The organism is Christiangramia portivictoriae DSM 23547 (genome assembly GCF_000423045.1).
Taxonomy (GTDB): domain Bacteria; phylum Bacteroidota; class Bacteroidia; order Flavobacteriales; family Flavobacteriaceae; genus Christiangramia; species Christiangramia portivictoriae.
Map to the genome: position 1 here is coordinate 33,499 of NZ_KE383971.1, position 12,759 is coordinate 46,257.

Consider the following 12,759-nt stretch of genomic DNA (forward strand, 5'->3'; position numbering starts at 1 on the left):
ATTCTTGACGTTTATAGCCCTTTCAGCTGTGCTTCCCGAACCTTCTTGAAAAGATTGGAGGAGTAAACAAAGTCTGTTACGGTTTGATCCTGTGTTTGAAAAATGTCTTCCTTGGTTCCTTTCCAGGCCAGCAGTCCGTCCTTTAGAAAAGCAATTCTTTCTCCAATTTCCAGAACTGAATTCATGTCGTGGGTAATAACAACAGTGGTGATCTCATTTTCATGAGTAAGCTGCTGGATAAGATTATCAATAACAGTAGCGGTTTGTGGATCGAGTCCCGAATTTGGTTCGTCACAAAACAGATATTTCGGTTTGTTTACAATTGCTCTGGCAATCGCGACCCTTTTTTGCATTCCCCCACTAATTTCTGAAGGCATTTTGTTTTCGCTACCATCTAAATTCACCCGTTTAAGAACTTCAGCCACCCGATCTGTCATTTCTGATCTCTTCTGGTTAGTGAACATTCGTAGAGGAAACATGACATTTTCAGCAACCGTCATAGAGTCGAACAATGCGCCTCCCTGAAATAACATACCAATTTCGGTTCTTAATTCACGCTGTTCCTGGTCTGAAAATGTAGAATAAGGCTTTCCGTCATATTCGATAGCTCCCTGATCTGGTTTGAAAAGGCCTAGCATACACTTCAGAAAAACACTTTTCCCGGATCCGGATTGTCCTATGATAAGATTGGTTTTGCCTCGCTCAAATTGATAGTCAATCCCCTTTAATACTTCCTGCCCATTAAAACCTTTATGTAAATCCTTTACCTGTATCATCTGCTAGCTTAATAAAAGTTGAGTTACAACATAATTGGTTATGATCAACACCACACTGGTCCAAACGAATGATGTGGTAGAAGCTTCTCCAACTTCGAGAGCTCCACCTTTCATATAATATCCATGATAAGATGGAACGGTAGCCAATATAAATGCGAATAGGATAGTTTTAATAAAAGCATAGGTTAAATGAAAACCTATAAAATCATCCTGCAAACCCGTTAAGAATTGATCACTGGTTACAAAACCACCATAGACCGCAGCGGTGTATGCGCCGGCAATTCCCAGAAACATAGAGATGGCAATCACGAATGGATAAGTGAGCATGGCCATGATCTTAGGGAAAATAAGATAATTCTTGGAGTTGATCCCCATAACTTCCAAAGCATCAATCTGCTCGGTAACTCTCATCGAGCCAATGCTAGACGTGATAAAAGATCCAACTTTACCAGCCATGATAATAGAAATGAAGGTAGGAGCAAATTCCAGGATGATGGACTGTCTTGCCGCGAAAGCAACCAGGGATTTAGGAATTAATGGGTTGTTGAGATTCAAAGCTGTTTGAATCGCGACAACTGCACCTATAAAAAAGGATAGGAATGAAACGATTCCCATGGATCCCATGATGAGCTCATTGATCTCTTTAAATATCAGATTTCTTAGAACCGAGCCTTTGGTCATTCGGCCAAAAACACCCTTAAGCATTATAAAGTATTCCCCAATGGAGTACAGGTATGTCATCAATTCAAATTTGTCCAGCTAAAATACTAAAATTTCGTTCTAAAGTATTTAACGCTTAATTAAACTTTAGCGTTTCAAGTTTAGTAATTTTGGGAATTCAAATTAACTTTTTACATCATGAAACGAAGCTTGATCATACTGCTAATGCTAATAAGTTTTAAACCCGTTAGTTCGCAGATCACAAAAGAAAAACCAAAGCTGGTAGTTGGTATCGTTGTAGACCAGATGCGCTATGATTACCTGACCCGCTTCTGGGATCAATTTGGGGAGAATGGATTTAAAAGAATGGTAAACCAGGGTTACAACTTTAAAAACCATCATTTTAATTATGTGCCAACATATACCGGTCCCGGTCACGCTTCTGTTTTTACCGGTACAACACCCGCGAACCATGGGATTATAGGAAATAACTGGTATGACAAATTTGAGGATGCATTCGTTTATTGCGCTGGCGATGATGAAGTTGATCCTATTGGAACTACAGACCGGGCTGGAAAAATGTCGCCGCATCGCATGAAGTCCACAACTTTTGGCGACGAGAACAGGTTGCAAACCCAGGGAAAAGGTAAAACCATTGGGGTCGCTTTAAAAGATCGTGGAGCGATTCTCCCGGCGGGTCATGCGGCCAATGCGGCTTATTGGTTTCATGGCAGAGATGAAGCTAAATGGATCACAAGCTCTTACTACATGGAGCAATTGCCACAATGGGTAAAGGATTTTAACGAATCTGGGAAAGCAAAGTCATACCTAAAAGAATGGTCGCCATTAAAGGATATCAAAACATATCAGCAAAGTGGTGTGGATCGAAATGAATTTGAATTTGGTTTCGACGGAAAAGAAACGGCAGACTTCCCGTATGATCTTAAAAAACTGGCTAAAGATAATGGTGAATTTGATCTTATCAAGGCCACACCTTTCGGAAATGATCTTACTGCAGAATTTGCTAAAGCTGCAATAAAAGGTGAAGAGCTGGGAAAGGATAATATTACAGACGTGCTTACCCTTAGCTTTTCCAGCACCGATTATGTAGGCCATAACTTCGGAGTGAACAGCAAGGAAATCCAGGATACTTATATGAGACTGGACGAGAACATTGCAGATGTTTTGGAATTTCTTGATGCTGAAGTTGGCGCTGGGGAATATGTGGTTTTCCTCACTGCAGATCACGGCGGGGTAGATGTACCAGCTTACCTGAAGTCTAAGAAAGTACCCGCTGGTTACTACGATGAGTTAAGTATGAAGGAAAAGCTTCATAAATTTTCTTCTGAGACTTTCAAAAACGATAGTCTGATCAAAAATATAAGTAACAGCCAAATCTTCCTGGACTACGACGAGTTACTAGCTGCAGATCTTAGTGTGGAGGAGGTAGCTTCCAGGATGTCACATTTTTTACTGAAACAGGAGAGAATATCCAGAGTTTTCACGAGAAACGAATTACAGATAGGTGCGTTTTCAAACCAGGTAGGTGAACTGGTTCAGAATGGTTTCAACCAGAAACGTAGCGGAGACCTTGTCTTCGTCATTGATCCCGGGTATATTGTATATCCAGAGAAAGGTACAACTCACGGCAGCGGATTTTCTTACGATACCCACGCGCCTCTAATTTTCTTCGGAAAAGGTGTTAGTCATGGTGAAACTTACGAGAAAACATACATTCGGGATATAGCCCCTACAATTTCGGCAATGCTGGGAATTGCATTTCCAAACGCTGCTACAGGAAAACCTTTAAAGGAAGTACTGGGCAGGTAACTACAAGAACTTATTTCTAATTGCGTCCCAGCGCAATTTTCTAATAAAACGGCCTTCTTCTTCTGAAACAAGAAAAGGTCGTTTTTTCTTTCTCGCATTGAAGTAGCCTGAAACATAGTGTAAAAATGCAAAAGGATTCATCTTTAAAGCAGCAAGTTTGGCTGAAGCGATCATGCTTAAAGCAACTCCATATCGAAGTCTGTAAAAAGCTTCACCCTGCTTTCTCCCGGAATGCTCAAAATAATTCATACCAGTTGGGCGAAGATGTTTAACCAGTAAGTTTTCATCTGTAACCACTTTCCAACCATGAAATCTAGCCAGAAGTTCATCTGCTGTGTCCCATCCCATGGCAGGTTTAAGTTCTCCTATTTGTATAAAACAATGTTTGCTATAGGCTTTCAGCGCTCCGCGAATATGGTCTTTTCCAGTTAAGTTTTCTGGAACCCATTTATCCTTTCTTTGTACGCTACAGAAACCTCCGGCCATTCCAATACCTGGTTCAGACTCAAAAATTTCGGCTATTCTCTGGAGATAGTTTTCAGGAAAAATAAGGTCAGCGTCAAATTTGCAAATGATATCAAAATCATCGTCAAGCTGATAATAGCCCTGGTAGAATGCGTTGATTACCTTACTGCCAGGAGCATGCTCTGTAGAAGATACATTCCCAACGAGATCTATAAAATCATACTTTTCAGCAAAACGAGCTACAATTTCTGAAGTTGCATCTGTAGAATTATCATCCACTACCACGATTTTCGCAGGTTTCAGCGTTTGATTAGCCAGGGATTCCAGAGTCCTGCCAATGATATTGGCTTCATTATGTGCGGGGATGATAATATAGATTCTCACGCAAGGAAAATTTCAGTAAATGCTAAGATAGAGTATTAGATTCTTTCAGCATAAACAGCATAATACCTTGGAGTAAACTTCCGAAGAATTGGGCGTATTCCAATTTTCTTTACTGGATGGGCCCATTGAATGCTATCTTTTATCTGCCAGCCACTTTTTTCAAGCAACCAGTCAAACTGCCATTTTTCAAACTCGTGGTAATGCCGATCCCAGGGGTCGGTCTTGCTGCGATAGGAGGGAGCAAACCATAATTTCAAGGGTACACTTGCTACAAGTTTTGGAGCTTTAATCTCTTTCAAAATATTGTATGGAGCAAGTAGATGTTCGAAAATCTCGAAAGCTGTAATACAATCATAGGAATTTGTTTGAACCGCCTCGAAGTGGTCGTCCAGATCTTCCCCAGTAGTGTTAGTTACCTGAAAACCTTCCTTTTCCATGATTTTTGAAAACGGATTGGGAACTCCCAGATCCAGAATTTGTTCATCTCTGGAAATATGATTTTCTAAAAATTCCAGTGTTTTCTGAAAGCGTTCTTTCGGGAAACTTTGTTCGTACATTATACCTGGTAAGTGATTGCGTTTATGTTCATTCCTGCACCAACGCTGGCAAACATTACAACATCACCTTTCTCCAGTTTTTGATCGTCGATCTTACCTTTACGTACAAGGTCCAGAAGCGTTGGTACAGTGGCTACACTGCTATTTCCCAACTCATGAATGGTCATAGGCATTACATGTTCAGGTGCCTGCATTTTGTGTAATTTGTAGAACCTGTTGATGATGGCTTCATCCATCTTTTCATTAGCCTGGTGAATAAATACGGTTTTAAGATCTTCAATGGATTTCCCGCTATTTTCCAGACAGGTCTTCATCGCTTTCGGTACGTTAACCAGGGCGAATTCATAGATCTTGCGACCGTTCATCTTTATAAAACGAATGTCTTCGGAAGATTCGCTGTTATTGGATTTTCCGAAGTAAATATATTCAGATTCCTGTAACGAGAAGGTAGCCGACTCATGAGACAAAATGCCACCTTCTTCTTCTGAAGCTTCTAAAATTGCCGCTCCTGCACCGTCGGAAAAAATCATACTATCCCGGTCGTGAGTATCTATCACTCTGGATAAGGCTTCAGCTCCAATTACAAGGCATCTTTTCGCAAGACCTGCTTTGATAAATGCGTTCGCCTGCACCATGCCTTCGATCCAGCCGGGACATCCAAAGAGAATATCATATCCAACACATTTTGGATTTCTGATCTTTAATTTTGCTTTTACACGGGTAGCCAGGCTGGGAACAGTATCACTTTGAACAGTATTGGACTTGACATCCCCATAATTATGAGCAACAATTATATAATCAAGAGTTTCAGGATCTATACCCGCATCCTCAATAGCCTTTTCACTAGCCAGAGTTGCTATGTCTGAAGTATTCATTTCAGGTTCTATGTACCTGCGTTCTTCGATACCAGTTATAGCTTTGAACTTTCGAATTGTGGTAGGATTGTCCTGAGGAAAAGAACTCCCGTCGAGGTTAAAGAACTCATGTTGCTCAAAGTCAGCATTTCTTGTGACAACATTGGGTATGTAACTTCCAGTACCGGTAATTTTAAAATTCATCTGACTCTGAGATTATAAATATTTCACAATTTAATTAAATAGCCTTAAGCTACATTTAAAATTTAATACTTTTTGGTCGAAAAAAAACCTGCCAGTTGACAGGTTTTTATTTCTAAAGTGCTATCTGGCTTATACTTCGGCGTATTCTTCAGTAGGAGGGCAGGTACACATAAGGTTCCTGTCTCCGTAAGCTTCATCTACACGTCGTACACTTGGCCAGAACTTATTGTCATGTAAATGACTTAGTGGATATGCTGCTTTCTCACGAGTATACGGTAAATTCCATTCGTTAGCGGTAAGCATATGTATGGTATGCGGAGCATTCTTCAAAACGTTATTAGGTTCATCTATCGATGCTTCGTCAATTTCTTTTCGAATTGAAATTAGCGCATCACAGAATCTGTCCAGTTCAGGTTTTGATTCACTTTCGGTTGGTTCGATCATTACAGTTCCAGCTACCGGGAATGATACTGTTGGAGCATGAAACCCATAATCGATCAAACGTTTGGCGATATCTGTCACTTCAATCCCTTTTTCTTTGAAAGGTCTGCAATCTACGATCATCTCATGTGCAGCACGTCCTCTTTCTCCAGAATAAAGGGTTTTATAATGTCCGTTTAAACGTTCCTTTATGTAATTAGCATTCAAAATTGCATATTCCGTTGCCTTTTGAAGGCCTCCAGTACCAAGCATTTTGATGTATCCGTAAGAAATAAGGCAAACGAGAGCAGAACCCCATGGTGCTGAAGAAATTGCACCAATCGCCTGATCCCCGCCTGTTTTTATCACCGGGTTTCCAGGAAGGAAAGGTTTCAACTGCTCAGCTACACATATTGGACCAACTCCAGGTCCACCACCTCCGTGAGGAATGGCAAAAGTTTTGTGCAGGTTAAGGTGGCAAACATCAGCACCAATTTTACCTGGATTGGTAAGTCCAACCTGGGCGTTCATGTTAGCGCCGTCCATATAAACCTGACCGCCATTTTCATGAATGATATTGGTTACTTCACGAATTGCAGATTCAAATACCCCGTGTGTAGAAGGATAGGTAACCATTAGTGCAGCAAGATTGTCCTTGTGTTTTAATGCTTTTTCGCGTAGATCATCAACGTCTATATTTCCATTTTCATTGGCCTTGGTGACAATCACTTTCATACCGGCCATTACTGCTGAAGCAGGATTTGTACCGTGAGCAGACGATGGGATCAGGCAAATATTTCTATGACTGTCTCCATTCGCTTCGTGGTACGCACGTATAACCATTAAACCAGCATACTCGCCCTGAGCACCGGAATTTGGTTGTAATGAGGTTGCTGAAAACCCTGTAATTTCAGTTAACTGGTCTTCCAGTTCTTTTAATATGGTTTGATAACCCTGAGCCTGGTCTACAGGAACAAATGGGTGCAAGTTCCCCCATTGTGGATTACTTAAAGGTAACATTTCTGAAGCGGCATTCAATTTCATGGTGCAGGATCCAAGACTTATCATCGAGTGGTTCAATGAAAGATCTTTGCGCTCCAGTTTTTTGATATAACGCATCAATTCAGTTTCTGAATGATACAAATTGAATACTTCGTGAGTTAAAAATTCAGTGGTACGTTGAAGTGACTCCGGAATCCTAATTTCTGAAGATAACTCAGATACTTCAGTAGCCTCTTTATCTTTTAATTCAGCAAAAACTGAAATGATCGCGTTCAGATCATCTGTAGTAGTGGTCTCATTGATCGAAATACAAGCGCTTTCAGAATCGGGATAGAAAAAGTTTATCTCGTGCTTTTCAGCAATAGTTTTCAAAGATTTAGCGTCAACCTTTACATGTAGCGTATCAAAATATGCTGAATTCTGCTGTTCGAAACCAAGTTTCTTCAAACTATCCTCCAGGCTAACTGCCGTCGCATGCACAATACCGGCGATGTACTCCAGGCCGCGTGGACCATGATATACTGCATACATTCCTGCCATTACCGCAAGAAGAACCTGTGCAGTACAAATATTGGAAGTTGCTTTATCTCTTTTAATGTGTTGCTCACGGGTTTGCAATGCCATTCTAAGGGCGTTATTCCCGTCAACATCCTTCGTAAGACCAATAATACGTCCTGGAAGGTTTCTTTTAAAATCCTCTCTGGTTGCAAAAAATGCTGCATGAGGTCCTCCATATCCTAACGGAATTCCAAAACGCTGCGTAGTTCCAACAACCACGTCTACTCCAAGTTCTCCCGGAGCCTGAAGCATTACAAGGCTAAGAATATCTGCTGCGAATGCGGTCTTAATGTTGGCTGCTTTACAATTTTCAACGAAGTCCTTGTAATCGAAGATTTGTCCGAATTTCCCAGGATACTGTACCAGTGCGCCAAAGTAATCTTCAGAGAAGTCAAATTCTTCATGATTTCCTACGACCATATCGATCCCAAGAAAATTAGCACGCGTTTCCATCAGAGAAATGGTTTGCGGCAGTGTTTGTTGCGAAACGAAGAATTTATTGACGTTCCTTTTTTTCTGATCCCTTTCGCGAACAGAAAATAGCAGTGCCATCGCCTCAGCAGCTGCAGTAGATTCGTCTAAAAGCGAAGCATTCGCAAGCTCCATCCCGGTAAGATCGCTTACCATGGTCTGGAAATTCAGAAGAGCTTCCAGTCTACCCTGAGCGATTTCTGCCTGGTACGGAGTATAGGCAGTGTACCAACCCGGATTTTCCAGGATATTTCTTTGGATTACCGCTGGAAGAATACTCTGGTGATATCCTAAACCAATGTATGTTTTATATAATTTATTTTTTTCTGAAAGCTTCTTGATATGTTCTGCATACTGGTTTTCGCTCATTGCTTTTGGCAAATTAAGCGGGCTCTCCAGCCTGATATCATCAGGAATAGTTTCGTATATAAGTTGCTCTATAGACTCAACACCAATCGTATCCAACATTTCCTGAAGATTTTCAGCTTTGGGACCAATATGGCGTAATGCGAAAGAATCTGTTCTCATCAATAAATCTAGTTGTGTTTTTGTGGCGCAAAAGTACATAATTCCGAGCTAATTTAAACTGGTTTAGAGGTATACAGTTGTTAAGATTTTTGACTAGCAAGAAACTAGCTGAGAATATGTAATTTCGTAGGATGAGGTACTTTCGTCATGCACTTGATCTTTATATTAACAGCAGTATTCATGTTGCGCTGGCTGTTGTAGCTTTTACGATCATTAGCATGATCGAATTTGGCCTGCCTTTATCATTAATTCTGGTTGCTTTTGTGTTCTTTTCCACGATTACCGGATATAATTTTGTGAAGTATGCCGGTATTGCCAAACTACATCATTCCAGTCTGGCGGGAAACCTCCGTATAATCCAGATCTTCTCCTTTGGCAGTTTTATAGCATTAATATACTTTGCCTTCTCACTGCACCAAAATGTATTGATTGCGACGGGTCTGCTAGGTTTGCTAACCTTGTTTTACGCCTTGCCCGTGTTTGGTAAAAAAAGGAATTTAAGAAGTCTTGCAGGGATAAAAATCTTCGTGATCGCCATGGTGTGGGCGGGAACTACTGTTCTGTTACCCGTAATCAATGCTCGGGAACTACTCGATCAGCCAGTCTTAATTAATTTCTTCCAGCGTTTTTGTATCGTTGTCGTGCTTACGCTTCCTTTTGAAATTAGGGATCTGGTCTATGATTCGGATTCGCTGGAAACAATACCACAAAGAATTGGAGTACGAAAAACCAGGCTCTTTGGAATTTGTTTGTTGGTGCTCATCAATATTATTGAGATATTTCAGCAGGAGAGTAGTGCAAATCTGCTCAGTTTGTTTCTGGTAAGTGTGCTAATTGGTGCATCTCTGCTTGATAGTAATGAGCAGCAGGAGAAATATTATGCTTCTTTCTGGGTGGAGTCGATCCCCATTATATACCTGGGAATTCTACTGCTAATCAAGAATGTTCTTCCCGGTGTAATTTATTAATGCTTTCCCGCCATTCTCTCTTCTTTTCTTCGGAACAGCACTTTAAATTAGCTTCTTCAATTTTACGAGTAAGTTTGGAATTTTTGCTGGAAAATGTACGGCAGGTTCTGCAGAAAGCCAGATGGATCATTAGCTTGATCTTTTCAAAAAAACCGGCCTCATCATACTGAGCTTTTGTGCAACAGGTTGCAGCTTCAGAACAGTCGACAAAAAGTGATTTGTTTTTCTTACTCATTTTTAAAACCAGTTTTTTTCCATACATGCGGCCAAAGCAGTTCTGGCTCGATGAATAATTACCCACAAATTAGACGGCGTGATATCGAATTCATTACAGATAGCTTCCGTATCTACACCATCGATAGTTTTACGTTTAAAAATTGCAGCCTGCTTTTCATTGATCGAATCCAGGCAGTCAAGAATTGCCAGTCCCAGTTCATTATTTTCCATCTCATCTTCAGCAGTGCGGTCAAATTGATCTGCTACCTGTTCTTCCAGCCATTCACCTTCACTGTCCTCACCTGTATAATTGATCTTTACCTCTGCCTGACCCTTTTTCGAATTATTGCGACGATAATGATCTATGATCTTTCTCTTGAGGATAGAAATAAGCCAGGTTCTTTCGCTTGCTTCACCTTTAAAATTTTTGGCAGACTTCAAACCCGCCAGGAATGTTTCAGAGATGAGATCATTGGCGACTTCACGGTCATTTACACGCACGATCGTATAATTAAACAGATAATCGGAATATCTGTCTACCCATTTATTTGGATCAAGTTGGTTTGAAGGCATGTGTGCTAGTGACGATTGCAACTCAAAAATATGAAAAGAATGGCGATCCTGTTACTTTATGCTCAGGTTTTACCATTCTTTTCAGATTTGATTACTTACTTATCAAACCAGCTCTTCGTAACAAAGCATCTGGTTTTGGCTCTTTTCCACGGAAGCGTTTGTACAGTTCCATTGGATGTTCTGTACCACCTTTAGATAGGATATTCTCTTTAAATTTATCTGCGATCTCCTTGCTGAAAATTCCGTTTTCTGTAAAATATTCAAAAGCATCTGCGTCCAGTACTTCTGCCCATTTGTAGGAATAGTAACCTGCAGAGTAACCGCCCTGGAAAATATGAGAGAACGCCGTACTCATACAATTGCTATCCACTTCCGGGAATAATCTGGTAGGCTCAAAGGCCTCAACTTCATGAGCCTTTACATTGGTTACATTTGAAGGGTCCTTTGCATGCCAGCTAAGATCTAGCATTCCAAAACTTAGCTGTCTAAGGGTTGCCATCCCTTCCAGGAAACTGGAAGATTCCTTGATTTTGGTGATATATTCCTGTGGAATGGTTTCGCCGGTTTTATAATGTTTAGCGAATAGTTGCAGGGCTTCTTTTTCATAACACCAGTTTTCAAGAACCTGGCTTGGTAGTTCCACAAAATCCCAGTAGACATTCGCTCCGGAAAGACTAGGGTAGGTTGTATCTGCCAGCATGCCGTGCAGCGCATGGCCAAATTCATGGAACAAGGTTGTAACTTCATTAAATGTAAGCAATGAAGGTTGTTTTTCTGTTGGTTTGGTGAAATTACATACTATGGAAATATGCGGTCTTTCATTCTTGCCGTTTTCCATAGACTGCTGTTTGTAGATAGTCATCCAGGCACCATCCCTCTTTCCGGGACGTGGATGAAAGTCGGCATAGAACAGGGCTACATCATTTCCTGAATTATCGGTTACATTATAGGTTTTCACGTCCTTGTGATACACATCTACCTTCGTAGTCTGCTCAAAATTGAGTCCGTACAGTTTTCCTGCAATGGTGAAAACGCCATCAATCACATTTTCCAGCTGGAAATAAGGCTTTAGCTTTTCATCATCCAGATCAAATAATTTCTGTTTCAGTTTTTCAGAGTAATATGCTGAATCCCATTTCTGCAGCGTGTCGACCTGGTCTAGTTCCTTTGCGAACTTTTCCAGTTGATCAAACTCTTTTTCTGCCGCGGGTTTAGCTTTATCCAACATTTCCTTAAGAAAGGAATCAACTTTTTGAGGGGTCTCTGCCATGCGTTCTTCCAGAACGAAATGCGCATGGGAATCATAACCCAGCAACTTCGCTCTTTTGTACCGCAGTTGGGCGATATCAAGTACGTTTTGCTGATTATCCAGTTCATCCCCTTTAAAAGCTCTGGACCCGAAAGCCAGCGATAGTTCTTTTCGCAATTCCCTGTCATCAGCATATTTCATGAAAGGAATGTAGCTTGGGTATTCAAGACTGAAAATCCAGCCTTCAATATTTTTGGATTTTGCAATATTTCTGGCTTCTTCCTTAAAACTTTCTGGTAAGCCGCTTAAACGGGATTCTTCAGTAACAACCAGCTCGTATTTATTGGTTTCTGCTAAAACATTTTCACCAAACTGCAATTTTAACCTGGATAGTTTTTTATCGATTTCACGTAGAGCCTGTTGGTCTTCGCTGGATAGGTTCGCGCCATTTCGGGAGAATGCCTTGTATTTTTGCTCAAGTAAGGTAGTTTGCTCTTTGTTCAGTTCTAACGATGCTCTATTTTCATATACTTTTTTGACTCTTGCAAACAGTTTTTGGTTGAGAATGATGTCATTCTTGAATTCTGAAAGTAAAGGCGAAACATCCTGAGCTATCTTTTGAATTTCTTCATTGGTTTCCGCAGAATTGATATTGAAAAAAATGCTGGTAATGCGATCCAGTTTCTTTCCAGAAAACTCTAAAGCCTCGATAGTATTTTCAAAGGTTGGACCTTCCTCACTGGACGTTATGATTTCAATGTCATTTTTGGCAAATTCTATAGCTTTAAGAATAGCAGGCTTATAATCTGAAGTTTTGATGCCTGAGAATGGAGCCTGATTAAAATCTTCTAGAAGTATATTTTGAGAGCTCATATTTTTTATTTTAACGCTATTGCAATATTAAATGAACGTTTTCGCGCTGAATTTGATTTAAATTTTTATTTTAGCCTTTTAATCGATTAAATATCAACTATTAACGATATAGTAGTTAAACAGGTTCTGGTTAAAATTTAGAATGGTTAATAAATAATAACGGATTAAAAG

At 40.4% G+C, this 12,759-nt stretch carries 11 protein-coding genes; 2 read left to right on the forward strand and 9 right to left on the reverse strand.

Going from position 1 to position 12,759, the window contains the following annotated elements; translation table 11 throughout:
• Window positions 1-11 precede the first annotated feature (11 nt).
• Together G529_RS0108445 and G529_RS0108450 are read right to left on the reverse strand one after the other, a co-directional pair.
• Window positions 12-776, reverse strand: coding sequence for an ABC transporter ATP-binding protein (locus G529_RS0108445; protein WP_026915112.1), 765 nt, complete (start codon window positions 774-776; stop codon window positions 12-14).
• A gap of 3 nt (window positions 777-779) precedes the next feature.
• Entirely contained in the window at window positions 780-1,517 is a 738-nt protein-coding gene (locus G529_RS0108450; protein WP_026915113.1) for an MlaE family ABC transporter permease, read from the reverse strand.
• A gap of 117 nt (window positions 1,518-1,634) precedes the next feature.
• On the opposite strand from G529_RS0108450, the gene pafA reads away from it, so the two are divergent.
• Window positions 1,635-3,266: an alkaline phosphatase PafA gene (gene pafA / locus G529_RS0108455; protein ID WP_026915114.1), complete on the forward strand. Its 1,632-nt coding sequence runs from the start codon at window positions 1,635-1,637 to the stop codon at window positions 3,264-3,266.
• Here pafA and G529_RS0108460 read toward each other — a convergent pair whose 3' ends face one another.
• The 4 genes from G529_RS0108460 to gcvP all read right to left on the reverse strand — a co-directional run bounded on the left by G529_RS0108460 (window position 3,267) and on the right by gcvP (window position 8,709).
• A complete protein-coding gene (locus G529_RS0108460; RefSeq protein ID WP_026915115.1) occupies window positions 3,267-4,115 on the reverse strand; it encodes a glycosyltransferase family 2 protein in 849 nt (282 codons plus the stop codon).
• Between the two features lie 35 nt (window positions 4,116-4,150).
• Window positions 4,151-4,672, reverse strand: a complete 522-nt coding sequence (locus tag G529_RS0108465) for a methyltransferase domain-containing protein (RefSeq protein ID WP_026915116.1) — start codon at window positions 4,670-4,672, stop codon at window positions 4,151-4,153.
• Window positions 4,672-5,730 carry a 3-oxoacyl-ACP synthase III family protein gene (locus G529_RS0108470; protein WP_026915117.1) on the reverse strand — a complete coding sequence of 353 codons (1,059 nt, stop codon included), beginning with the start codon at window positions 5,728-5,730 and terminating at the stop codon, window positions 4,672-4,674. Before G529_RS0108470 ends, G529_RS0108465 begins: the two co-directional genes overlap by 1 nt.
• Window positions 5,731-5,859: 129 nt before the next feature.
• The gene (gene gcvP, locus G529_RS0108475; protein ID WP_026915118.1) at window positions 5,860-8,709 is read right to left on the reverse strand and encodes an aminomethyl-transferring glycine dehydrogenase; all 2,850 of its coding nucleotides are present in this window, start codon (window positions 8,707-8,709) and stop codon (window positions 5,860-5,862) included.
• A 131-nt stretch (window positions 8,710-8,840) separates the two neighbouring features.
• On the opposite strand from gcvP, the gene G529_RS0108480 reads away from it, so the two are divergent.
• On the forward strand, window positions 8,841-9,677 hold the full coding sequence (locus G529_RS0108480) for a UbiA prenyltransferase family protein (protein ID WP_026915119.1): 837 nt from the start codon (window positions 8,841-8,843) through the stop codon (window positions 9,675-9,677).
• Here the strand turns inward: G529_RS0108480 and G529_RS0108485 are convergent.
• The 3 genes from G529_RS0108485 to G529_RS0108495 form a co-directional block, all read right to left on the reverse strand.
• Entirely contained in the window at window positions 9,646-9,912 is a 267-nt protein-coding gene (locus G529_RS0108485; protein ID WP_026915120.1) for a hypothetical protein, read from the reverse strand. The two genes, G529_RS0108480 and G529_RS0108485, sit on opposite strands and share 32 nt — an antisense overlap.
• Before the next feature lie 2 nt (window positions 9,913-9,914).
• A complete protein-coding gene (locus tag G529_RS0108490) occupies window positions 9,915-10,466 on the reverse strand; it encodes a sigma-70 family RNA polymerase sigma factor (RefSeq protein ID WP_026915121.1) in 552 nt (183 codons plus the stop codon).
• Window positions 10,467-10,557: 91 nt separating this feature from the next.
• Entirely contained in the window at window positions 10,558-12,588 is a 2,031-nt protein-coding gene (locus G529_RS0108495) for a M3 family metallopeptidase (RefSeq protein ID WP_026915122.1), read from the reverse strand.
• Window positions 12,589-12,759 lie beyond the last annotated feature (171 nt).